Genomic DNA, 23,743 nt, shown 5'->3' with positions numbered 1-23,743 from the left:
CATCTATAAGAAAAGGATTTAATGCTTAATTTCTCCTAATACTTTTGGTCCAAATTTATCTTTAAAAACAAAAGGAAAAATGATGGCAAGTACTAAAGCATAGGAAGCAAAAGTGATCCAGATATAAAACCAGTCTTTACTTCCATCAGCCATAGTAAAATATTTTTGAATAATATAACCACTCGCAAAACTACCAATCAAGGCGCCAAAACCATTCACCATCATCATAAACAGACCTTGCGCACTTCCTCTAATTTTTGAATCCGTTTGTGTTTCCACAAACAAAGAACCCGAGATATTAAAAAAGTCAAACGCCATTCCATAAACAATGCAAGACATAATAATCATCCAAAGACCATCTGACGGATTTCCAAAAGCAAACAATCCAAAACGCAAAACCCAAGCCAGCATACTAAACAACATCACGTATTTAATACCAAATTTTCTCAAGAAAAAAGGAATAGCCAATATAAACAGTGTTTCTGAAACTTGTGAAATCGACATGATTATTGCAGGATATCTAACAGCAATAGTATCTTTATAAGCATCAACTGTACCAAAATCATGAATATAGGTATCTCCATACGCATTAGTCAATTGTAAAGCAGCACCCAATAACATAGAAAAGATAAAGAAAATAGCAAATTTTCGTTGTTTAAACAATTCAAAAGCATTCAATCCCAAAGCTTGTGTAAAAGAAGTACTTTTCTCTCCCTTGCACATTGGAGGACATTTAGGAAGTGTAAAGGCATAGGCGCCTAATAGTAAAGAAACCACACCTGCAATATAAAACTGATTTGCAGAAGTTTCATTATGCGTTAAACTAACCACCCAAAGTGCCGCAATAAAACCGATCGTTCCCCAGATTCTAATAGGCGGATAATCTTTTACGACATCCATATCTTTTGCAATTAATGCATTGTATGCAACCGTTATTGACAAGGAAATCGTTGGCATGTAGAAAAACATATTCACTAGCATTACCCAGAAAAAAGTGGTAGGATTATCGACTTGCGGTAAATAAAACAAAGCTACAGCACCAAAAAAATGAAGTAAACCATATAATTTTTCCGCATTTATAAATCGATCTGAAATAATTCCTGTTAAAGCGGGCATAAAAACCGAAGAAATCCCCATTGTAGAAAAGATAATCCCAAACTCGGTTCCAGACCAATGCTTGTTATTAAACCAATACGCACCAATAGTAAGTAACCAAGAACCCCAAATAAAAAATTGAAGGAAGTTCATTAATACCAATCTATTTTTAATTCCCATGAGATGAATTGTTTTTTATTTTTTGAAAAATTAACAAGGCGTAAATCTACTATTAAAAATGAGATTTGCAAATAATTACAGCGTTTTAGTAATGACATTAACGAATTCCAATACCAGCTCGAATTGCTCCTCACGATCCAAATGCGAATTATCTATTTCTATAGCATCCTCAGCCATGACCAAAGGGGAATCCTTACGGTGTGTATCAATAAAATCGCGCTCTTCTACATTTGCTAAAACTTCATCAAATGTCACAGCATCCCCTTTTTTAATCAATTCGTCGTAACGTCTTTGGGCTCTTGTAGTTGCGCTTGCAGTCATGAAAATTTTAAGTTCGGCATCCGGAAAAACTACGGTACCAATATCTCTTCCGTCCATTACTATTGCCTTGTCTTTTCCCATTTCTTTTTGCTGCTCGACTAATTTAGCACGAACTTCAGAAACTTCAGCTACTTTACTAACAAAATTGGAAACTTCAATCGTTCTGATTGCTGTTTCAACGTTTACTTCATTCAAGTACATTTCGGCAAAACCCAAATCAGCACTAAATTTAAATTGCAATTTTATATTTGGAAGACTATTAATTAATGTTTGTTTATCAAAAAAATCAGCATTTATGTAACCCTTTTGCATAGCAAATAAAGTTACGGCACGATACATTGCTCCGGTATCAACATAAATATATCCTAAATGATTTGCGAGCTGTTTGGCCAATGTACTTTTCCCTGTAGATGAAAACCCGTCAATTGCTATAGTAATTTTTTTCAAAGTATAATATTTTAATAATTAATCAAATTGTTCTGCCATTAGATTCAAATGAAAAAATCATTCTTGAAAGTTAATGGTTAACCCAAAAAGGCTTGTATTTCCTGCTAATGTATATCTGGAATACGAATAATTAAATTTCAGCTTATTCAACTTAAGTCCAAAACCTAATGAAACTCCCGAAAAATTACGTTGTTCCTGAAGGCGTAATTCCTCTGCTCTTCTAAAATTATATCCCACACGCAAATTAAATGCTTTTTTTGGAAAAAGCTCCACTCCTACTATTACATGTCGAAACGCATTATTTACAAATGATACTTTTTCTTGGGTTTCCGTGCCGTCAAACGATGATTCTGCTCTGACCGGATTTGAAAAAGTAATATTCCACTGCTGCATATTCTCCAAAGTAAGATGCCAACGAATAGGCACATTTTCTAATTCTTGAGAAACGCCCGCAATGATTTCGAGTGGTAGCTTTTCATTAGTACCATTATAGGTAGAAAATTGAGTCCCGATATTTCGAATAGCTAAACCCCAATTTACATCATTTTTTTCATCTATAAAAAGTGCTCCAATATCAATTGCACCACCTAAAGAATTATAACTTTCTAAGGTAGAAGAAATTAATTTGGCACTGGCACCTATATGGATATTGGTATAGGGAATGTTATAGGCATACCCAAAAGAAAGGGCAATTTCGCTTCCGGTAAATTCTGAAGTTGGCTGACCATTTTCATCGTAACCTTCAAAATTACCATAGTTTACATAATTTACTCCAGCCTGAAAGGTTTGTAAATGTCGGTCGTATGTATACGCGTACGAAGCCGTTCCGTAAGTCACTTCCTTGAAATAACTTCCATAATTCAAAGCCAAATGGTTGTCCATTTCAGCATTTATAGTTGCTGGATTAAAATGGGCCTGATTGACATCATCATCATAAATCGTAATTACTTTTCCTCCTAACGCGGCTTGTCTTGGCGAAGTGACCAAATTCAAAAACTGATACGTATATTTACCTCCTATTTGACTGTAAGACACAGCAAAAACTAAAAGAAACGAATATAATAAAAGTTTTTTGAGCATGCTTTATAGTGCAGTTTACGAATGGTAAAACGCAAAGGCGAAGATAAAATTATAAATAAAATAAATTGCAACTTTGAAACTTATAATTACAAATAAAAATTCCAAATTCTACCCACTAAAAATCAGGTTTTAGAATTTGGAATTTTAAAATTTGGAATTAATTTTTTATTTTAAATCCTTGGCATTTTTCACTTTCTGATCCGTCAAAGCATATTTCAATACTTCGCTCATTTCCTTCACATAATGAAAAGAAAGTCCTTCCAAGTATTCTGGTTTTATTTCATCAATATCACTTTTGTTTTCGTGACACAGAATAATTTCTTTGATATTCGCTCTCTTGGCTGCCAGAATTTTTTCTTTGATTCCACCTACCGGCAAAACCTTTCCACGCAAGGTAATTTCTCCTGTCATGGCCAAGTTTTTCTTCACTCGTTTTTGTGTAAACAACGAAACTAATGACGTCAACATCGCAATTCCGGCACTTGGACCGTCTTTTGGAGTAGCACCTTCCGGAACGTGCAAGTGAATATTATATTTAGAAAGCACCTCTGAATCCAATCCTAAAAATTCCGCATTTGCCTTGATATATTCTAAAGCAATAGTGGCCGATTCTTTCATTACCGTGCCTAAATTTCCGGTAATAGTCATGGTCCCTTTTCCTGGAGAAAGCAATGATTCTATAAACAAAATGTCACCACCAACAGAGGTCCAAGCCAAGCCAGTTACCACACCGGCAACATCATTGTTCTCGTATTTGTCTCTCTCTAATCTTGGGACACCCAATGTTTTTATGATGTCTGCGTCTGTTACTTTTTTGTTGTATTCTTCTTCCATCGCAACAGATTTAGCCGCATTACGAATCACTTGAGCAATCTTAGCCTCTAAACCACGAACTCCCGATTCACGGGTATATCCTTCGACGATTTTCTCTAATTGTTTTTTTCCAATAGTCAAATCTTTGGTAGTCAAACCATGTTCTTTCAATTGTCTTGGAAACAAATGCTGACGCGCAATTTCTACTTTTTCCTCAATCGTGTAACCTGACATTTTGATGATTTCCATTCTGTCTTTCAAGGCAGGTTGAATGGCAGCCATATTATTTGACGTCGCAATAAACATCACTTTAGACAAATCATATCCCATTTCAAGGAAATTATCATAAAAAGAATTGTTCTGTTCCGGATCTAAAACTTCCAGTAATGCTGATGAAGGATCTCCTTGATTACTATTTGACAATTTATCGATTTCATCCAAAACAAAAACAGGATTTGAAGTTCCGGCCTTTTTCAAACTTTGAATAATTCTTCCGGGCATGGCACCAATATACGTTTTTCTGTGTCCGCGGATTTCCGCTTCATCACGTAAACCACCAAGAGAAATTCTAACATATTTTCTACCCAAAGCTTCTGCAATAGAACGTCCAATGGAGGTTTTTCCAACTCCTGGAGGTCCTGTCAAACAAATAATTGGGGATTTCATATCATTTCGCAGTTTTAAAACCGCTAAATGTTCTATCATTCTTTTTTTAACGTCTTCAAGACCAAAATGGTCTCTGTCAAGAATTTTTTGTGCTCTCTTTAAATCGAAATTATCTTTAGAGTATTCACTCCAAGGCAATTCTAAAAACAACTCTAAATAGTTTCTTTGAATTCCAAAATCTGGCGCTTGCGGATTCATGCGTCGCATTTTAGATAATTCTTTATCGAAATGTTTTTTTGTTTTTTCATCCCATTTTTTAGTCAAAGACTTCTGCAACATTTCGTCCATTTCCTCTTCCTGAGAAACTCCACCCAACTCTTCTTGAATGGTTTTCATTTGTTGATGAAGAAAATATTCGCGTTGTTGTTGGTCTAAATCAAAACGAACTTTAGATTGAATATCATTTTTCAATTCGAGTTTTTGCAACTCCACATTCATATACCGAAGCGTCTCTAAAGCTCTTTCTTTCAAACCATTAATAGCAAGTAAATCTTGTTTTTCTTTAACAGATAGATTCATGTTTGAAGTAACAAAATTAACAAGAAACGATTGGCTCTCAATATTTTTAATAGCAAAGGTTGCTTCGCTAGGAATATTTGGACTCTCTTTAATAATCTGAATCGCTAATTCTTTGATTGAATCTAGAATTGCCACAAATTCAGTATCGTTTTTCTTAGGTCTTTTTTCAGGAACTTCCTTAATTTTTGCGGTAATATATGGCGTTTCAGAAACAACTGAATCAATTTCGAATCGTTTTTTTCCTTGAAGAATTACTGTGATATTGCCATCAGGCATTTTTAGTACACGCAAAATACGGGCTACAGTACCTATTTTATGAATATCATCTTTAGTTGGATCTTCATCTTCCTCATTTACTTGAGCAACAACTCCTATAATTTTACCAGCAGCATTCGCGTCATTTATCAATTTTATTGATTTATCACGACCTGCAGTAATTGGTATCACAACTCCAGGAAATAAAACCATATTTCGCAGAGGTAAAATAGCCAATAATTCCGGTAAAGCCTCATTGTTCATTTCCTCCTCGTCCTCGGGAGTCAAAAGGGGAATTAAATCTGCTTCTGAATCAAATTCTTGAAGTGACAGATTGTCAATAGTAAGTATTTTATGATTTGACATATATTATTTAAGTCTTTTTGTCATTAAAAATTTCATTGTTTAAGCAAATATAAGGTTTCAAAGTAGTCTTTTTATATAAAATCTATCTTTAATCCTCATTATCTCATTAACGGTAAAAGAGTCAATCTCTGTGCCAAAATATAATATATTTATCCTATTTCTCTTTAGAAAGAGACATTTTAGACCCCAAAAACCATAGCCAAAAAAAATAATTTCGAACAGATCAAAAGAAAAAATATAGTTTAATTTTATAAAAGTGTAACAAACGTAAAAACACAGAGTCCTTATAACAAACTAAAATCAGCTGTTTGAGTCTAACCAACTATAATATCGAAGAATTAATCTTGCTTTGCCAGCAAAAAAATCAAAAAGCACAGTGTGAGGTTTACAATCGCTATGTTAAAGCGATGTATAATGTGTCCTTTCGGATTGTAAAAGATGCCCATTTTGCTGAAGATGTAATGCAGGAAGGTTTTTTAAAAGCATTCACTAAAATAAACGACTATAAACAAGAAGTTGCTTTTGGCGCTTGGTTAAAAAGAATTGTGGTGAACTGTAGTATCGATTTCTACAAAAAAAACAATCAATTCAAACAAGAAGACTTTGATGCTACACTTTATAAAATTGAAGAAAAGGAATCCGCTTTATCTGAAATTACAGATTTCAATGAGTTAAAAGTAAAACAAATTCTAGAGGTCATCAACTCCCTGAAATACAATTACAGAATGGTTTTGACTCTTTTTTTTATCGAAGGGTATGACCAAGAAGAAATCAGCGAAATCCTAAATATCAGTTATGCCAATTGCAGAACTACACTGAGCAGAGCCAAAGATTGTTTAAGAAAAAAACTAGAGAAAATATGAAAAAGGAAAATAAAAACCTGAACAAATTATTTGACAAATTTGAAAATCAATGGGACATCGAAACTATTGAAAGCAATCACAAGAAACGATTTGTAAAAAAATTAAAATCCAAAAAATCGAATTGGAAACGTTTCATTTCTATTGGAATCGCCGCTTCTATCGCAGTTATGTTAGGGCTTTCAATATTTAACGATACTCCTAAAAAAACAGAAGAGTTGCGATTTGCATCAAGAGAAACCAAACAAACAGATTCCATTTTTACTGTTTTAATTGAAAATGAATTAGAAAAAATAAAAGAAAAAAAATCACCTGAAAATGAAAAAATAATTTCCGATGCACTCAAGCAAATGAGAACATTAGATAGTGATTATGAAAAAATAATTAAGGAATTAGAAACAAATGGAGAAAGTAAGCAAATTATTTATGCAATGATCAGCAATCTTCAAACACGAATTTCTTTTCTGCAAAATGTACTATTACACCTTGAAACTAATGAAAAATTAAAAAATATTTCTGATGAAAAAACAATTTAAACTACTCTTATTATTCGTTTTAATTCCACTTTTAGGATTTTCCAATGATCCTGATTATATCCATACCAAACAAAAAAAAATTAAAAAAGCTTATTTCGTCAATTCTGATGCGGGTCTTTATATCGATAACTCATACGGGAATATTTCAGTAACGACTTGGGACCAAGATAAAACCGAATTGGATATTGTCATAAAAGTGAGTGGTGACAACGAAAATTGGGTCAATCAGCGCATCAATGATATTGATGTTGATATAATTGCACTGAAAGGGATGATTACTGCAAAAACCATTTTGGGAAACTCCAGTTATAAGGGTAATGGCAAAAACAATAGTTTTGAGATTAATTACACGCTCAAAATCCCAAAAAATGGAAGTGTAAAACTTTATAATAAATACGGAAATATTACTACATCAGACTTGTTCTCTGAAGCAGAAATTAAATGTAAATACGGCAAAATAGCATTGGGCAGATTATCCGGAAACTCTAGTGATATTCAAGTAGAATATTGCTCTAACTCGAGTATTTCGTTTTTAAAAAATGCAGTCATTACGGCAAAGTATTCGAATTTAAAAATTGGAGAAGTCACAAAACTCGATTTAACTTCTGATTATACTGATGTAGATATTCAAGAAAGCGATATCGTTAAATACATCAGTAAATACGGAAATATTAAAATTCAGACTATAAAATCATTAGATGCAACCGGAAATTATCTAACACTCAAAGTGGGTGAATTATCCAATAATTTAAAACTGTCCACAAAATACAGTAATGTAACTATTGGAACTATAAATGCAAAAGCCAATACTGTAACTATTGCGGCGGGTTACACCGGATTAAACATTGGATTTGATGCTAATTATGCTTTTGATTTTAATGTAACTGTAAAATATGCCCATTTTAAATATGACAATGAATTAGAAATAAATTCTAAAGAAGACTCACAAAACTTGAAAAAATACAGTGGTTTTTATAAGAAAAAAGGAATCAACAATGTCTCTATAATTTCAGATTACGGAAATGTAATACTAGTAAAAAAAGAATAATCTTAAAGCTTTATTTATGATAAATTTAATCAAATTATTTGTTAGTTGTTCCCTATTACTAACGACAATGAGTTATGCTCAATGGTCATCCAATCAAAAAATAAAAGGAAATGGCAAAGTAATTTCTGAAAAAAGAACAACAGCTTCTTATGATGGAATTGCAATAACAGGTTTTTTGGATGTCGAATTAGTTTCGGGAAAAGAAGGAAACATTACTATAAAAGGTGAAGAAAATTTATTGCCTTATATTAAAGTTGAAGTTGTTGATCAAGTATTAAAAATTTCTACTGAAAAGAACAAATACATCAGTACCAGCAAAGGAAGTCAAATTATCATAATTGTCCCTTTCGAAAGCATTAATCAAGTTTCTTTGACAGGTTCAGGTGATGTAATGACTAAAAATAGCATTAAAACGAAATCATTTTCAGCTAAATTAATCGGTTCGGGTGATATGCAATTAGATGTTGAAACAAATGACTTTGATGTTAATTTAAGTGGTTCTGGAAATATGGTTCTAACCGGGAAAACGGAGAATTTCAATAGTGATTTAAATGGTTCCGGTGATATTGATGCCGCTAAATTGAAAGCTAAAAACGTAAAGGTCACCGTTTCTGGTTCTGGAGACAGTAAAGTTTTCTGCAGCGAAAGCCTTCATGCCAGAATTTCTGGTTCAGGAGATATTGAATACATTGGAGATCCAAAGAAAAAAGACACGAAAGTGAATGGATCAGGAGCTATATCGAGAGCTTAATTTTTAGAAAAAATAAGTATGGTGTTTTATTAATTTAAAACACCTTTTTTTGGTACTCTTTTTAATAATAGAACCGCCACAACAAAGAATACGCCGAGAAAAACAATTGCTAATCTTGGACTTCCGGTGATTTGATCAATAACTCCATATACCATCATTCCAATAACAATTCCGATTTTTTCAGCAACATCATAAAAACTAAAAAAAGAAGCTGTGTCTTGAGTCTCCGGCAATAATTTAGAATACGTTGAGCGTGATAAAGCTTGAATTCCGCCCATTACTAGCCCAGCTATACCAGCCATAACATAAAAATGTATGGGTAAAGTAATAAAAAATGCAAGTGCACAAAATACTACCCAAATAGAGTTAATCACAATTAAAGTTAGTATGTTTCCAAATTTTTCTGAGGCTCTTGAAGTTAGAACTGCACCCACAACCGCAACTAATTGTATTATCAAAATACAAATAATTAAACCTGTTGTACTTTCAGCTTTAGATGACCAAGCAATTTCTTGTGCTCCAAAATAAGTGGCGACTAACATCACCGTTTGTACGGCCATACTTGAAACAAAAAAACTTGCTAAATATCGTTTTAATGCAATATTCTCGTTCAATAAAATCCAAACTTTTTTTAACTCTTTAAACCCATTAAAGACAACATGTTGAGATACTTTACGATCAGCATTTTTATTACCTTTTGGTAAATAATAATACGTGTACTGACTGAATAATATCCACCAAACTCCTACCATAACAAATGAATATCGCATAGCTTTCATGGCAGCTTCTCCATCTGTTCCGGTGATTCCAAAAAATTTTGGTTTCATGATCATCGCTAAATTGATAATCAATAAAATAACACTTCCGATATAGCCAAATGAATACCCCTTGGCGCTAATTTTATCCTGTTGCTCCACATAAGCTATGTCCGGTAAATAGGAATTATAAAAGACCAAACTACCCCAATATCCTATCAAACCTAGAAAATAAAATGCCAATCCAAGGTATATATTTTCAAGATTGAACCAATATAATCCCATACATGAAAGTGCTCCCAGATAACAAAAGAATTTCATAAATGATTTTTTATTCCCCACATAATCAGCAATACCAGATAATAAAGGCGAAATAAAAGCTATCAATAAAAATGCAAAAGCGGTAACAAAGCTTATTAAAGCTGAATTTTTGAGATGTAAACCAAAAACATCAATGTAATGATCTCGCTCCGAAAATAAAGCTTCATAAAAAATTGGAAATACTGCAGATGCAATGGTAAGCGTATAAACTGAATTTGCCCAATCATAAAAAGCCCAAGCGTTTAATAATTTTTCACTCCCTTTTTGTAAATCTGCCATGTTTATTTTTTTATGATACGAATTTATTTATTTTTTGTTAAGAACAATATAAAAAGTAAATAATTTATACATTAACAAATCATTAATGAATGTTGGGAACCACAATCATTATAACTTATATTCAAAAAAAATAGGCTATCCCTTTTAAGGACAGCCTGTTTAAATATTTTATAATAATAATAATAATAATAATAAGTCACTATCTATAAATAACTCCAACTTTAGCCGCTAAGGCTTTTGCTTCTGGGATTAATGCTCTTAAATTTGCAATTCTTGTAGCATCAGAGGGGTGTGTACTTAAAAATTCTGGTGGCGCCTGTCCTGAAGATTGTGCCGCCATTCTTTGCCAGAACACAATAGATTCATCCGGATTATATCCAGCAATTGCCATTAAAGTAAGTCCTATTTTATCTGCTTCGGTTTCATGTCCTCTGCTAAAAGGTAGCATAGCACCATACTGAGTTGTTACACCATAAGCTTGTTGCCAGATTTGTTGATTCTCTTCACTTTTACCTCCTGTAGCAACAGCAACTCCTACAGCTCCTAATTGTTGCAACTGAGCTGCACTCATCCTTTGCGCACCATGATTAGCTAATGCGTGTGAAACTTCATGTCCCATTACAGTTGCTAAACCAGCATCATCTTTAGTGATTGGCAAAATTCCGGAATAGACAACAATTTTTCCACCAGGCATACACCAAGCATTCACCTCTTTATTATCAATTAATTTGTATTCCCAACGATAATCATTCAAATACTGTGTTTGTCCTAAATAAGTTAAATATTTTTCTGCTGCTGCTTTAATTCGCATGCCAACTGCTTCCACTTTTCTAGCATCTGCAGTTCCGGTAATCACTTTATTCTCCTTTAAAAAAGTACCATATTGTTGAAAAGACGTCGGAAACAACTCGCTATTAGAAACAAAATTTAGACTTTTTTTTCCTGTTAGTGGATTAGTAGCGCAGGAATAGACCAATCCTACTGCAAAAATCCCTACTAATAAATGCTTTTTCATAATTTTAGATTTTAAATGTTAAACAAAAATACAATTATTATAAACACTTAAATTTACATAATTAAATGTAAAAGTATCAACTTTTTTTGTTATTCTCCAGTAACATGAAATGCTGTAAATTCCTTATCAACAATCAAGTAGCCTTCATTCTCTAAAGTGTTTTTATCAAATGATACTTCCACATTATCAATTTCGATCATTTTAACTTTAAACGGTAAACCTATAAGATTTATCTTATATTTAGAATAATTCGTATCGTATTTTCCTTCTTTATGTAGCTGGATAATCAATTCTTTCTCTTTACCGGTTGTTTGAAACGATAAGAAGCTGTATCTCCCTTTTTTATAATCATACCCGTCTTGAGCATCTTCATAAACTACTGATTTTTCTTTCCCTTCTTTGTAGTAAATATCTAATGTTAATTCATCAAATTCTAACTCACCAACATATTGTTGAACAGGATATTTAGGAATAATTGCTCCTGCTTTTACAAAAATTGGAATTTGATCAAATTTGGTGTCAACCCAAATTTCTTTTCCTCCTTTAACTTCTTCGTTGGTCCAATAATTATACCATTGACCACGAGGAATATACATTCTTCGGCCTAAAGCATTTGGTTCTAAAATTGGGCAAACTAATATTTGATTTCCAAAAACAAATTCGTCATTTCTGTAATGCGTTTGAATATCTTCTTGATCGTAATACACTAATGGTTTCAACATAGGAATTCCTTCCTCAATATATTGCCAAAACATAGTATATAAATACGGTAATAATTGATATCTCAAATTGACGAATTTTCTGGTGATATCTATCACTTCTTCATCGAAAGCCCATGGTTCCTGATCTCCGTGATCTCCAGAAGAGTGTGTTCTGCAAAAAGGATGAAAAACACCCAATTGAATCCAACGTGCATATAATTCTCCCGAAGGTTGTTCTGCAAATCCACCAATATCAGAGCCAGTGAAACCCATACCGGAAATTGACATACGTTGCACTTGAATATTTGCAATCCATAAATGTTCCCAAGTGGCCACATTATCTCCTGTCCAAGAAGAAGTGTAGCGTTGTGCTCCTGCGTATGCTGATCTTGTTATTACAAAAGGTCTTTTTGGATACGCAAATCGTTTCACACCGTGATAGGTAGCTCTTGCCATTTGTGTACCATAAATATTGTGTGCTTTTCTATGACTGCAGGGATTTCCATCATAATCGTGACGTACATCCATAGGAAACGTTTTATTAGGAACCTCCATTACTGCGGGTTCATTCATATCGTTCCACACTCCTTTTACTCCAATATCTGAAATTAGTTCTTTAAATAATCCAGCCCACCATTCTCTTACTGCGGGATTTGTATAATCTGGAAAGTTACATTCTCCTGGCCAAACTTTTCCTTTCATGTATGGACCGTCAGCTCTTTTACAGAAATAATCTTTTTCTAAGGCTTCTTTATAAATGGCGTATTCTTTGTCAATTTTAATTCCTGGATCAATAATTACAACAGTTTTAAAACCATCTTCTGCTAATTCAGCCACCATTCTTTTTGGATCTGGAAAATATTCTTTGTTCCAAGTAAAACATCGAAAACCTTCCATATAATCAATATCCAAATACAACGCATCGCACGGAATCTTTAACTCTCTAAATTTGGCAGCAACTTCTTTTAAATTACTTTCCGGATAATAACTCCATTTACATTGATGGTATCCAAGTGCCCAAAGTGGCGGTAATTCAGGTTTTCCAGTCAAATGTGTGTAGGTGGTAACAACATCCTGCATTTCTGGCCCGTAAATAAAATAGTAATTCATTTCTCCACCCTCTGCCCAATAACTGGTTACATTTCTTCTTTCGTGGCAAAAATCAAAATAGGTTCTGAAAGTATTATCAAAGAAAATACCGTATGATTGCTTGTTTTGTAACCCAATATAAAACGGAACTACTTTGTATAAAGGTTCCTGATCTTTTTGAAAAGCATATTGATCTGTCGCAAAATTCTCCAGTCTCTTTCCTTTCAAATTTAGTTGAGTTGCTTTATCGCCAAGTCCGTAAAAACATTCCCCATCTTTTGATGCCTTGCTCATTTTTACGATATTCCCACCGTATTCATAGCTTTCTTCCCAATGAAAACCCAATTCATCCTCTAAAATAATATTATCTTCTAAATCAAAAATAGACAATCTCATATCTGTTTTTTGAATTCTACATTTTACTTTACTGGTTTGTATCTGGTAATAATCCTGCTCTTCTGAAACCTCAAGAAAATTATATCCATGTGAATGATTTTTATCAACTGCATAAGAAAAATCGTTGCTGAAATACCCTTTTGTCGTAAATCGAAACCGGATTAAACTATCTCTTAATACGGTTACTTTTAAGATGACACTATTATCAGTATGAAAAAATATTGAATCTACTTCATGCTCAAAAGAAGTTATTTTTGTGGGATATAAATCACCTTTATATTCTAATTCTGTATTTGTAATCATTTTATATGGTATTAATTTTAATCTTTTTCTAGAACTCAAACTTACAAAATTACTTTGTAAACAGTTATATATATGGGTTTTATTCTCGAAAACGATATAGTATATTTTAATATAACAATCAACTATATGTACTAATGGTTTCCATTATAAATGAAAACCATTAGTTATACATAATTCAAAATTTAACTATTTTATACCTATGAAATTTTAAAAACAGTAACGCTCAAAGGAGGCAAAAGCAACGCTGTAGAATAATCTCTTCCATCATAAGGCATGGCCTCAATGGCTATTTTTTTAGCGTTAGAAACTCCGCTTCCGCCATAATTTGAAGCATCACTATTAAAAATTTCTGTCAATTTACCTTTTTTAGGTAAACCAATTCTATAATTAGAGCGCACCACTTGTGTGAAATTACAAACTACTATTACATTGTCCTTTGCGTCATTTCCTTTTCGAATGAAAGACATCACAGCATTTTGATGATCAGAGTAGTTAATCCATTCAAAACCTTCCGGACTAAATTGTTTTTCATGCAAAGCAGGTTCTGTTTTGTACAATTTATTCAAATCAGTAATCAATTTTTTGACACCCGCATGAAACGGATATTGCAGTAAATGCCAATCTAAACTTCCTTCAAAATTCCATTCACTACTTTGTCCAAATTCACTTCCCATAAACAACAATTTAGTTCCAGGATGCATAAACATATAGCCATAGAGTAATCTTAAATTCGCAAATTTCTGCCATTCATCTCCTGGCATTCTCCCCGCTATAGATTTCTTTCCATATACCACTTCGTCATGCGAAAGCGGCAACATAAAATTTTCTGAAAAAGTATAGGTCATCGAAAAAGTCAAATCGTTTTGATGGTATTTTCTATACACGGTATCCTTTTGAAAATACTCTAAAGTATCGTGCATCCAGCCCATCATCCATTTCATCCCAAAACCTAAACCACCAACGGATGTAGGTCTGGAAACCATAGGGAACGAAGTACTTTCCTCCGCAATGGTTTGTACTCCTTCATAATTTAGATAAACGGCTTCATTGAATTCTTTAAGGAAACTAATCGTGTCCAGATTTTCTCTTCCTCCGTAAATATTGGGTTCCCATTCCCCATCATTTCTGGAATAATCCAAATACAACATCGAGGCAACAGCATCAACACGCAAAGCATCCGCATGATAATGATGCAACCAGAATAACGCATTACTGATTAAGAACGAACGAACTTCATTTCGACCATAATTAAAAACTAAACTTTTCCAATCTGGATGATAGCCTTTTCTTCGGTCAGGGTGTTCAAAAAGATTCGACCCGTCAAAAAATCCTAAACCATGTGCATCATCCGGAAAATGAGACGGAACCCAATCCAGAATTACTCCAATTCCGGCTTCATGTAATTTATCTACCAAATGCATGAATTCTTGCGGATTTCCAAAACGGGAAGTTGGTGCAAAATATCCAACCAATTGATATCCCCAAGAAGGATCGTAAGGATATTCCATAATTGGCATAAATTCTACGTGAGTAAAACCCGTTTCTTTTACATAATTTACTAAATCTTCGGCAAATTCTATATAGGTCAAAAAACGATTTTCTTCTGTATGGCGTTTCCATGAACCTAAATGTACTTCATATACTGAATAAGGTTTGTCTAAACCATTATGATTTTGACGGGTTTCCATCCAGTTTTTATCTTTCCATTTATACTCTAAATCCCAAACTACTGATGCCGTGTGTGGTGGTTTCTCACAGTAAAAAGCAAACGGATCAGCTTTCTCTGTTATGATACCATCATTCTTGGATTGTATTTTATATTTATAGGTTGTCCCTTTTTTTACATTTGGAATAAATCCTTCCCAAATACCGGAGGAATCCCAACGAACTTCCAACAGATGCTCTCCTTGTGTCCAAAAATTGAAATCCCCAACCACAGATACCGAATGTGCCGTAGGAGCCCAAACGGCAAAATAAACACCATCTACTCCGTCAACCGTTATAAGATGTGCGCCTAGTTTTTCGTACAGACGGAAATGTTTCCCTGATTTAAATAAATCGATATCAAAATCGGTAAAAAGGGAATGCGAGATAACTTTGCTCATATAACAATTGTATAATTCTATTTTTAGAAAAAGAATAGAATATTAGTTTAAGAAAAAACAGTTTGTAAATTTACTTTATGATGTAATTATCTGGTATAACTGCTCCTTTTTTAATGACAACAATTCCATCTTTGATAGCGTACAATTCATTAGAAAAATCTTCTAAATGACTGCCTCCATTGATGTAAACATCATTACCAATTCTGCAATTTTTGTCCACAAGGGCATTGTTTATAAAACATCTTTCGCCAATACCTATTAACTGTTTGTTGTTTTTGAGATCCTCATTCATATCACAAATATTCTGATAGAAATCATTTCCCATTACATAACAATTTTGAATTATAGTTCCCTCACCTATTCTGGATCTAATACCAATCACGGAATGATTGATTTCTTTAGCATTCAATATACAACCTTCAGAAATTAATGATTTATCAACCATTGTTTTTTGGAATTTAGAAGGAGGCAATAATCTAGGTCTTGTATAAATTTTGTTGTCGTTATCGAATAAATTAAATTTAGGCAAGTCTTCTGTTAATCCTATATTAGCTTCAAAAAAGGAATCAATATTACCAATATCAGTCCAATATCCTTCGTATTGATAGCTTAATATTTTTTTATGCCCTACAGCTTGCGGGATAATTTCTTTACCAAAATCTTTGGTTTCTTTATTTGACATGATGTCTACCAATAGTTTTTTGTTGAAGATATAGATTCCCATCGAGGCTAAATAATGCTTGCCTTCGATCTTCATTTGTTCACTCACATCCGATTCCCAGTCTGGCAACAATTCTTTTGCTGGTTTTTCAATGAAAGATTCAATACAGCTTTCAGAGTTTGTTTTTAATATTCCAAATTCAGGAGCATCTTTTGCATTTACTGGTAAAGTAGCAATTGTGATATCGGCTTCTCTTTTAATATGTTCTTCTAACATTGCATCAAAATCCATCTGATACAATTGATCTCCGGAAAGTATCAAAGCATAATCAAAATCATGGTTCAAGAAATGAGGCATACATTGTCTTACAGCATCTGCCGTACCTTGAAACCAAGTTGGATTATCAGGAGTTTGCTCTGCAGCAAGAATGTCAACAAAAGCATGGCTAAAAATACTAAAGTTATAGGTGTTTTTAATATGTGCATTTAAAGAAGCCGAGTTGAACTGCGTCAAAACAAACATTCTGTAAATATCCGAATTCATACAATTTGAAATCGGAATATCGACCAATCTATACTTACCTCCTATTGGCACAGCAGGTTTAGATCTTGTCTCTGTCAATGGATATAATCTGGATCCTTGTCCTCCACCTAAAATAATTGCAATAACGTTTTTCTTTTTAGCTTTCATTTTTTGTTAATTATTAAATTATACATTTCTATATATTCCAGACAAACGCTTCCCCAAGAATGATCAGTACTCATTCCTTTTTTTATAATTTTATTTAAATGTTTTTTATCGTCATATAAATTTACTGCCCTTTGAATCGAATAACAAACATCGCCTACAGTTGCCTGATCATGACAAATTCCATTTCCATCATCCCCAAAATCAATAACGGTATCTCTCAGTCCGCCTGTTCGTCGCACTATAGGAATTGTTCCATATCGTAGGGAATACATTTGGTTTAAGCCACACGGTTCTACTCTTGAAGGCATTAATAAAAAATCAGAACCTGCATAAATCAAGTGCGCTAATTCCTCATTGTATCCAATAAATGTATTATAATTCCCTTTATAATCCGATAATAAGCCGTTCAATTGATTCTCAATAGCTGTATTTCCTGAACCCAAGATTAAAATATTAATTTGTTGATGATTTTCAGATAAAGCGAGCGCTGCGGCATGTGGCAATAAATCGCCTCCTTTTTCTTCTAATAACCTTCCAATAAAACTAAAAAGTGGTTTTGTTGGATCTAAATTAAACAGATTGCATAATTTTTCTTTGTTTTCTTGCTTTCCTTTTTCGAAATTTTTAATCGAATAGTTTTTTTCTAACATCGCATCTTTAGCTGGATCCCAGACTTCGATATCAATTCCGTTCAAAATTCCTCTGGACTTATATCGTACCAGATTAAACAAGGATTCTAATCCATTAGCTGAATAATTAATTTCATTCAAATAATTAGGGGAAACAGTAGTTACAGCCCAAGCGCATTTTATGGCTACTGCCAATGAATTGATGCAATTATCCCATTCTAAAACTTTCAGATGAGCCAAATCAAATTCTGGTAAGTAATACAATTTATCAAAACCAAACTGTCCTTGGTACAAACCATTGTGAATGGTGATCATGGAAGGAATATTTCGTAATTTTTGGTATTTGTGACAATATAGCAACATAAATGGAATCAGACCCGTATGATGATCATGACAATTAATTACATCAGGAACTTCATTTCTACCCATAATCCAATCCAAAGTAGCAATTTGAAAAGATAAAAAACGTTCAATATCGTCTTTATATCCATACACCTCTTTTCTGTCAAATAATTCCTGTATTTCAACCAAATACAATTCAAATCCTAACTTATCCGTTTTTTCTTTGAGAACACTAAATGGAAAATTAAAATTTCCCAACTTCACATTCCCCCAATGGACACATTCAAAATCATTTTCTTTTTTGAATTTTGTGTCATAACAAGGGATCACAACCCTTACTTGATGTCCTGCATTATTTTGATATTTTGGCAATGCTCCCACAACATCAGCTAAACCTCCTACTTTGGCTACTGGGTAACATTCTGCACTGATATGAAATATTTCCATTAATGAAATTTTGATGTTTTTAGTTAATTCTAATACTGTTCGAATTATTTAATTTCCGTCTTTTATGTTAATACCAATAAAAATTTTATAAAAAATATTACTTTTATTGTTTTCTAAATTTAGTAAAAAAAAATTAACATTATAACTCGCACGAAAATTTATTGAAATGACAAAAAAAACTTCTAATCATACCCAATCATTGAAAATTCCTAAGATTATAGTATTAACTAGTAAATTAATCTCGTTTATTTCGCCAAAACTAATTACATTATTTGCCGCTAAACTCTTTACAACACCCATAAAACATAAAATTCCTAAAAGAGAATTAGAAATGGATCGAAATAGTATTCAAAAATTAATCTCAGTACCTGCAATTGATAAAGAGGTAGTTTTGTATCATTATGGAAGAAGTAATAAGAAAATTTTATTAGTTCACGGTTGGTCAGGACGTGGAACACAACTATTCAAAATCGCCGATGAATTGCTTAAAGCTGGATATTCGACTATTAGTTTTGATGCGCCAGCTCATGGAAAATCACCCGGAAAAACTACTATTATGGTCGACTTTATCGCTGCAATTTTAGAAATAGATAAGCAATTTGGACCATTTGAAGCGGCTATTGGTCATTCATTAGGTGGAATGTCCGTTTTGAATGCTATAAAAAAAGGATTAAAAGTAAATCATGCCGTAATCATAGGCAGTGGCGACATTGTGGAAGATATTATGGATGACTTTATAGGTAAATTAGAATTGAGACCAACAATAAGTACTCTTTTGCGTTTGCATTTCGAAAAAAAATATGGCGAAAAAATGAATAGTTATTCTACTTTTCTAGCCGCAAAAGAAACTACTATTCCAGTCTTAGTAATACATGATAACAATGATCCTGAAGTTCCTGTAAAGGCAGGGATTCACATTCATAAATACTTAAAAAATGGAACGTTATTATTAACTGATGGATTAGGACATAGAAAAATTCTAGGCAATCCTAAAGTCATTGAAAAAACAGTTCAATTTATTCAAAATAAATAATTGAAATACAACACTTTAATTAATAAAAATTTAAATCATGAAATATCCTATAGAAAAAACCGAACAAGAATGGAAAGAACAATTAGGAGCGGAACGCTACAGAATCCTTAGACAAAAAGGGACTGAATATCCGCACACTGGAACCTATAACCTGCATTATGAAAAGGGAGCATACTGCTGTGGTGCCTGTGGAGAAGCTTTATTTGAAAGCAATTCTAAGTTTGATGCACATTGTGGTTGGCCGTCATTTGATGAATCTATTCCCGGAAAAGTGGAATACATTTCAGATGTGACACTTGGTATGAAACGAACCGAAATCCTTTGCGCCAATTGTGGCAGTCATTTAGGACATGTATTTGATGACGGACCAACCAAAACAGGGCAACGGTATTGCGTGAACTCCCTATCAGTTGATTTTAAAGAATAATGCTATGGATTTATTTGGAAACGCAACGGATTGGGTTAAAAAATTAGACCCAATTCTTACAAAATATAAAGGAAAGAAACATCCTTTGGACTATCATAATTTATATCAATTATTGGTGATGGTTGTTTTATCTGCACAAGATTCTGATGCCCACATCAATAAAATTGCTCCTGTTTTATTTGAAAGGTATCCTAATATGGAAAGTTTAGCCGTATCAAATCTGGATGCATTAATTCCTTATATCTCTAGTGTCAGGAATTTTGGAAACAAAGCCAAATGGCTACTGGAAATTGCTCAAACCATCAAAAATGACGAAAAAATTCCCATCACCATGGAGGATTTAGTTGCTCTAAAAGGCATCGGACGAAAATCTGCAAATGTAATCATGCGTGAAGCAAAAGTTTCTGCGGAAGGAATTATAGCTGATTTACACGTAATTCGAGTTGCGCCCAGAATTGGACTAATAACAGAAACCAAAGATGGAATTAAAGCCGAAAAACAATTGATGCAAGTGCTACCAAGAGAAATCTGGGGCGAAATTGGAATGGCGATTTCATTTCTGGGGAGAGAAATTTGCCGTCCGACACCCAAATGTTCGGAATGTCCGATTAACTCGATTTGTGAGTATTATAAAAAAATAAAAGGGTAAAGAGTGATTCACTCTTTACCCTTTTATTTTTAAAAATGTAATTTATTATAAAAATGAAGGTTTAAGTCCGGGTTTTAGGCGCTTTTTAGATGCTTGTTCATAAGCATAACCCAATCCTATTAATTCTCCTTCAGTGTACGGAATTCCGAAAAAAGACAAACCAACAGGTAGATCATAAACCATCCCGTTAGGAACCGTAATATGTGGATAGCCACTTGCCGCAGCAGGAGAAGTCAAAGAATAACCTCCCCAGCGATCACCATAAATTACATCAATACTACATGCCGGTCCCATGGTAATTCCGCAAATGGCATCTAATTTATTTTCTTTAAAAACACGATCTAAAATACCTTTACTTCCTTCAAAACTTACGGTTAATGCCTCTGTATATTTTTTATCATCTAATCCTTTTTTAAGGTTAGAACTCTCCAGTGTTTCTTGTCTAAAATAAGGCATTGCTTTATCTTCGTTACTACGATTAAAATCAATTACCTCTTTTAAATTTTTTACTTTTGCATTGGCTGTAGCCAAATAATTGTTCAATCCGTCTTTAAATTCATATTGTAAAACTTCAAATTCGGCTTGACCCAAAGCATTAATTTTATCCAAATAGTCAATTTCGATAATGACAGCACCTTGTTTTTTTAGAAGGTCGACTGCATCGTCCAAAAGTGTATTAATGTATTTATTGTTCCCTTGCGGTTTTTTCTCAACACCAATACGTTTTCCTTTCAATGCATTTACATCTAAAAAAGTCGTATAATCCTTTTGAGCTTTTCCTTTACTTTCAAGCGTTACAGCATCATCTTGATCAACAGCTGCCATTACTCCTAATAGTATTGCTGCATCAGTTACGGTTCTCGCCATTGGACCTGCTGTATCTTGTGTTTTTGAAATTGGAATAATTCCAGATCGACTAACCAAGCCTACAGTTGGTTTAATTCCTACTATCCCGTTTACGGAAGCCGGACAAACAATAGAACCATCAGTTTCTGTTCCCACAGCAACTACACAAAGATTGGCTGACACAGCAGTTCCTGAACCAGCACTGGAGCCACATGGATTGTGATCTAAAATATATGGATTTTTAGTCTGCCCGCCTCTGCTACTCCATCCGGAACATGATTGAGTTGAACGAAAATTTGCCCATTCACTCAAATTCGTTTTACCAATGATTATTGCCCCAGCCTCACGCAGTTTTTTGACTACAAAAGCATCTTTTGAAGCAATATTACCTACCATTGCCAAAGATCCTGCAGTAGTTTGCATTTTATCGGCAGTATCTATGTTGTCTTTTATTAAAACGGGAATTCCATGTAAAGGCCCTCTACTCTTACCTGCTTTCATTTCTTTATCCATAACAACAGCAATAGCTACTGCATCAGGATTGATTTCGATAACTGAATTTAATTGAGGTCCGTTTTTATCAATAGCATTAATGCGTTTCAAATACAGTTGTACTAATTGTTCTGAAGTATATTTTCCAGAAGCTAATTTCTCTCTTAGACCACCGATGGTTTCTTCATCCAGTTCAAAGACTTCATTAGAATCTTCAACTGATATAGAATCATCATCCTTTTTGGTGCCGGACGTACAGCCTGTAATTAAAAGTGTGGTAAGCCCTGCAGAAGCTAAAGTTGCAGTAGTTATAAAAGATCTTCTTTTCATAGATTAAATTATTGATTTGAATAAATAGTAGCATAAATTAATTCTCTAAAGTACTTTTTTTTCACCAATTACAACAATCTATTAATTAGAACAAACGTTAAAGTTTGATAATATATCAAACAGCTTCTTAAAGCTCTAAAATGCGACATTACTTCCAAAATGTATTAAACTGTATTATTTCTAGTAACGGCATTTTTGTGAGGTGCATCGATATTAAAATCTAAATAACTGCAGTGAAAAATAATTTATTTCGACTAAAGAAAAGTGATATCAAAAATGCTAAATATAAAGGAAAAACATTTCAAAAAATTTAATTTTAAGATAAAAAAAGGTAAGGAATTTGATTTTAAAAGAAATTGTAAAAAAATTAAAAATTTCAGATAAATGGTAAGAACTGTCAAAAAACTATCTTCTTAAACAAGAAATTCAGACGCAATTAAAGTAAGAATGAAACAATATATACTTAAATCATTATAAACAATGTCATTTCTGTAAAAATATACAGTATAAAAATTTTAATGTCTTTAGTAAAATCTCCTTAAATAGATAAATTTATAAGAAGAAATACATTTTCAATGTGTATTTAAGGTTTACTAAAATATGGTAGTCAAATATTAAAATTTGTATTCTTAGAATAACCTTTGCTTGTTCAAAAGCGAAAACAAGTAAGTTAATGATTACAAAATATTACTGTTATAAAATGATTTAGAGTACAAAAATAAATATACGAATTTTAATTATAAAAAAAACTTCCGCTAGCGTTAGCCAACTGAAGTTTCTTGTACTCAGAGCGGGACTTGAACCCGCACGAACATTGCTGTCCACTGGATTTTAAGTCCAGCGTGTCTACCAATTTCACCATCCGAGCAATATTTGTGGTACCTCCAGGGATCGAACCAGGGACACATGGATTTTCAGTCCATTGCTCTACCATCTGAGCTAAGGTACCAATATACTTTTCTTATAAATAAAAAGTATGAATAAAAAAGCCTATCTTTTCAGATAGGCTTTTCAAAGAAAGGCGACGACATACTCTCCCACATAACTGCAGTACCATCTGCGCAGGCGGGCTTAACTACTCTGTTCGGGATGGGAAGAGGTGAGCCCCGCCGCAATAACCACCTTAAGAGGTTATAATTGCTTTGGGCAATTATCTATAACTAACAATTGATAATTTTAAATTCATAATTATAGTAATATCTTAACATACTGAGATAAAGAATTTATCCTGAATTTATTTCAGGAAATAAAAAGTATTAGAAAGTTTCTTCCCCGGGTTGCCCCGGGGAAAAGCGT

At 33.2% G+C, this 23,743-nt stretch carries 18 protein-coding genes, 2 tRNA genes and 1 rRNA gene; 7 read left to right on the top strand and 14 right to left on the bottom strand.

The genetic code is table 11. From position 1 onward, the window contains the following. Nucleotides 1-18: 18 nt before the first annotated feature. The 4 genes from ACNQGD_RS05965 to lon form a co-directional block, all read right to left on the bottom strand. Complete coding sequence (locus ACNQGD_RS05965; protein WP_417993523.1) at nucleotides 19-1,275, bottom strand: nucleoside permease; 1,257 nt, start codon at nucleotides 1,273-1,275, stop codon at nucleotides 19-21. Nucleotides 1,276-1,350: 75 nt separating this feature from the next. Continuing rightward, nucleotides 1,351-2,043, bottom strand: a complete 693-nt coding sequence (gene cmk, locus ACNQGD_RS05960; protein ID WP_417998656.1) for a (d)CMP kinase — start codon at nucleotides 2,041-2,043, stop codon at nucleotides 1,351-1,353. 57 nt (nucleotides 2,044-2,100) lie between these two features. Next, a complete protein-coding gene (gene porQ / locus ACNQGD_RS05955) occupies nucleotides 2,101-3,123 on the bottom strand; it encodes a type IX secretion system protein PorQ (protein WP_417998655.1) in 1,023 nt (340 codons plus the stop codon). A gap of 165 nt (nucleotides 3,124-3,288) precedes the next feature. Beyond that, complete coding sequence (gene lon, locus ACNQGD_RS05950; RefSeq protein WP_417998654.1) at nucleotides 3,289-5,742, bottom strand: endopeptidase La; 2,454 nt, start codon at nucleotides 5,740-5,742, stop codon at nucleotides 3,289-3,291. A 308-nt stretch (nucleotides 5,743-6,050) separates the two neighbouring features. Between lon and ACNQGD_RS05945 the strand changes: the two genes are divergently transcribed. Genes ACNQGD_RS05945 through ACNQGD_RS05930 form a run of 4 tightly spaced genes read left to right on the top strand, consistent with a single transcriptional unit; the run spans nucleotide 6,051 to nucleotide 8,937 of the window. Further along, nucleotides 6,051-6,605 (top strand): RNA polymerase sigma factor, encoded by a 555-nt coding sequence (locus ACNQGD_RS05945; RefSeq protein WP_417998653.1) that lies wholly within the window; start codon nucleotides 6,051-6,053, stop codon nucleotides 6,603-6,605. After that, nucleotides 6,602-7,138: an anti-sigma factor gene (locus tag ACNQGD_RS05940; protein ID WP_417998652.1), complete on the top strand. Its 537-nt coding sequence runs from the start codon at nucleotides 6,602-6,604 to the stop codon at nucleotides 7,136-7,138. Before ACNQGD_RS05945 ends, ACNQGD_RS05940 begins: the two co-directional genes overlap by 4 nt. Beyond that, nucleotides 7,122-8,186, top strand: coding sequence for a hypothetical protein (locus tag ACNQGD_RS05935; protein ID WP_417998651.1), 1,065 nt, complete (start codon nucleotides 7,122-7,124; stop codon nucleotides 8,184-8,186). The genes ACNQGD_RS05940 and ACNQGD_RS05935 overlap by 17 nt, the downstream gene beginning before the upstream one ends. A gap of 16 nt (nucleotides 8,187-8,202) precedes the next feature. Next, nucleotides 8,203-8,937: a head GIN domain-containing protein gene (locus tag ACNQGD_RS05930; RefSeq protein WP_417998650.1), complete on the top strand. Its 735-nt coding sequence runs from the start codon at nucleotides 8,203-8,205 to the stop codon at nucleotides 8,935-8,937. 29 nt (nucleotides 8,938-8,966) lie between these two features. Here ACNQGD_RS05930 and ACNQGD_RS05925 read toward each other — a convergent pair whose 3' ends face one another. The 6 genes from ACNQGD_RS05925 to ACNQGD_RS05900 all read right to left on the bottom strand — a co-directional run bounded on the left by ACNQGD_RS05925 (nucleotide 8,967) and on the right by ACNQGD_RS05900 (nucleotide 18,670). Further along, the gene (locus tag ACNQGD_RS05925) at nucleotides 8,967-10,292 is read right to left on the bottom strand and encodes an MFS transporter (RefSeq protein WP_417998649.1); all 1,326 of its coding nucleotides are present in this window, start codon (nucleotides 10,290-10,292) and stop codon (nucleotides 8,967-8,969) included. A gap of 199 nt (nucleotides 10,293-10,491) precedes the next feature. Further along, nucleotides 10,492-11,307, bottom strand: a complete 816-nt coding sequence (locus ACNQGD_RS05920) for a M48 family metallopeptidase (protein ID WP_417998648.1) — start codon at nucleotides 11,305-11,307, stop codon at nucleotides 10,492-10,494. An 89-nt stretch (nucleotides 11,308-11,396) separates the two neighbouring features. After that, nucleotides 11,397-13,796, bottom strand: a complete 2,400-nt coding sequence (locus tag ACNQGD_RS05915; RefSeq protein WP_417993533.1) for a glycoside hydrolase family 31 protein — start codon at nucleotides 13,794-13,796, stop codon at nucleotides 11,397-11,399. A 197-nt stretch (nucleotides 13,797-13,993) separates the two neighbouring features. Beyond that, the gene (glgB, locus tag ACNQGD_RS05910) at nucleotides 13,994-15,901 is read right to left on the bottom strand and encodes a 1,4-alpha-glucan branching protein GlgB (RefSeq protein WP_417998647.1); all 1,908 of its coding nucleotides are present in this window, start codon (nucleotides 15,899-15,901) and stop codon (nucleotides 13,994-13,996) included. 70 nt (nucleotides 15,902-15,971) lie between these two features. Beyond that, the gene (locus tag ACNQGD_RS05905; RefSeq protein ID WP_417998646.1) at nucleotides 15,972-17,252 is read right to left on the bottom strand and encodes a glucose-1-phosphate adenylyltransferase; all 1,281 of its coding nucleotides are present in this window, start codon (nucleotides 17,250-17,252) and stop codon (nucleotides 15,972-15,974) included. Further along, nucleotides 17,249-18,670: a glycogen synthase gene (locus ACNQGD_RS05900; protein ID WP_417998645.1), complete on the bottom strand. Its 1,422-nt coding sequence runs from the start codon at nucleotides 18,668-18,670 to the stop codon at nucleotides 17,249-17,251. Before ACNQGD_RS05900 ends, ACNQGD_RS05905 begins: the two co-directional genes overlap by 4 nt. Nucleotides 18,671-18,836: 166 nt before the next feature. Between ACNQGD_RS05900 and ACNQGD_RS05895 the strand changes: the two genes are divergently transcribed. Genes ACNQGD_RS05895 through ACNQGD_RS05885 form a run of 3 tightly spaced genes read left to right on the top strand, consistent with a single transcriptional unit; the run spans nucleotide 18,837 to nucleotide 20,779 of the window. After that, on the top strand, nucleotides 18,837-19,703 hold the full coding sequence (locus ACNQGD_RS05895) for an alpha/beta fold hydrolase (RefSeq protein ID WP_417998644.1): 867 nt from the start codon (nucleotides 18,837-18,839) through the stop codon (nucleotides 19,701-19,703). A 37-nt stretch (nucleotides 19,704-19,740) separates the two neighbouring features. After that, nucleotides 19,741-20,130, top strand: a complete 390-nt coding sequence (gene msrB, locus ACNQGD_RS05890; protein WP_417993538.1) for a peptide-methionine (R)-S-oxide reductase MsrB — start codon at nucleotides 19,741-19,743, stop codon at nucleotides 20,128-20,130. Between the two features lie 4 nt (nucleotides 20,131-20,134). Further along, nucleotides 20,135-20,779: an endonuclease III domain-containing protein gene (locus ACNQGD_RS05885; RefSeq protein ID WP_417998643.1), complete on the top strand. Its 645-nt coding sequence runs from the start codon at nucleotides 20,135-20,137 to the stop codon at nucleotides 20,777-20,779. A gap of 45 nt (nucleotides 20,780-20,824) precedes the next feature. Here the strand turns inward: ACNQGD_RS05885 and ACNQGD_RS05880 are convergent, their stop codons facing one another. The 4 genes from ACNQGD_RS05880 to rrf all read right to left on the bottom strand — a co-directional run bounded on the left by ACNQGD_RS05880 (nucleotide 20,825) and on the right by rrf (nucleotide 23,573). Continuing rightward, nucleotides 20,825-22,447 carry an amidase gene (locus ACNQGD_RS05880; RefSeq protein WP_417998642.1) on the bottom strand — a complete coding sequence of 541 codons (1,623 nt, stop codon included), beginning with the start codon at nucleotides 22,445-22,447 and terminating at the stop codon, nucleotides 20,825-20,827. A gap of 782 nt (nucleotides 22,448-23,229) precedes the next feature. Further along, nucleotides 23,230-23,315, bottom strand: a tRNA-Leu gene (locus tag ACNQGD_RS05875). 8 nt (nucleotides 23,316-23,323) lie between these two features. Further along, a tRNA-Phe gene (locus ACNQGD_RS05870) sits at nucleotides 23,324-23,396 on the bottom strand. A gap of 67 nt (nucleotides 23,397-23,463) precedes the next feature. Then, nucleotides 23,464-23,573: ribosomal RNA gene (rrf, locus tag ACNQGD_RS05865) — 5S ribosomal RNA — on the bottom strand. Nucleotides 23,574-23,743 lie beyond the last annotated feature (170 nt).

The sequence above is a fragment of the Flavobacterium glucosi genome, assembly GCF_048286535.1.
Classification (GTDB): Bacteria; Bacteroidota; Bacteroidia; order Flavobacteriales; family Flavobacteriaceae; genus Flavobacterium.
The sequence above is the reverse complement of the archived record's forward strand: the minus strand, read 5'-3'. Positions and strand labels throughout refer to the sequence as shown.

Excerpts from the sequence above, each read along its gene's own strand:
- ACNQGD_RS05965 (WP_417993523.1), bottom strand. The coding sequence starts at position 1,275 with ATGGGAATTAAAAATAGATTGGTATTAATGAACTTCCTTCAATTTTTT.
- porQ (WP_417998655.1), bottom strand. The coding sequence starts at position 3,123 with ATGCTCAAAAAACTTTTATTATATTCGTTTCTTTTAGTTTTTGCTGTG.
- lon (WP_417998654.1), bottom strand. The coding sequence starts at position 5,742 with ATGTCAAATCATAAAATACTTACTATTGACAATCTGTCACTTCAAGAA.
- ACNQGD_RS05940 (WP_417998652.1), top strand. The coding sequence starts at position 6,602 with ATGAAAAAGGAAAATAAAAACCTGAACAAATTATTTGACAAATTTGAA.
- ACNQGD_RS05935 (WP_417998651.1), top strand. The coding sequence starts at position 7,122 with ATGAAAAAACAATTTAAACTACTCTTATTATTCGTTTTAATTCCACTT.
- ACNQGD_RS05930 (WP_417998650.1), top strand. The coding sequence starts at position 8,203 with ATGATAAATTTAATCAAATTATTTGTTAGTTGTTCCCTATTACTAACG.
- ACNQGD_RS05925 (WP_417998649.1), bottom strand. The coding sequence starts at position 10,292 with ATGGCAGATTTACAAAAAGGGAGTGAAAAATTATTAAACGCTTGGGCT.
- ACNQGD_RS05920 (WP_417998648.1), bottom strand. The coding sequence starts at position 11,307 with ATGAAAAAGCATTTATTAGTAGGGATTTTTGCAGTAGGATTGGTCTAT.
- ACNQGD_RS05915 (WP_417993533.1), bottom strand. The coding sequence starts at position 13,796 with ATGATTACAAATACAGAATTAGAATATAAAGGTGATTTATATCCCACA.
- glgB (WP_417998647.1), bottom strand. The coding sequence starts at position 15,901 with ATGAGCAAAGTTATCTCGCATTCCCTTTTTACCGATTTTGATATCGAT.
- ACNQGD_RS05905 (WP_417998646.1), bottom strand. The coding sequence starts at position 17,252 with ATGAAAGCTAAAAAGAAAAACGTTATTGCAATTATTTTAGGTGGAGGA.
- ACNQGD_RS05900 (WP_417998645.1), bottom strand. The coding sequence starts at position 18,670 with ATGGAAATATTTCATATCAGTGCAGAATGTTACCCAGTAGCCAAAGTA.
- ACNQGD_RS05895 (WP_417998644.1), top strand. The coding sequence starts at position 18,837 with ATGACAAAAAAAACTTCTAATCATACCCAATCATTGAAAATTCCTAAG.
- msrB (WP_417993538.1), top strand. The coding sequence starts at position 19,741 with ATGAAATATCCTATAGAAAAAACCGAACAAGAATGGAAAGAACAATTA.
- ACNQGD_RS05885 (WP_417998643.1), top strand. The coding sequence starts at position 20,135 with ATGGATTTATTTGGAAACGCAACGGATTGGGTTAAAAAATTAGACCCA.
- ACNQGD_RS05880 (WP_417998642.1), bottom strand. The coding sequence starts at position 22,447 with ATGAAAAGAAGATCTTTTATAACTACTGCAACTTTAGCTTCTGCAGGG.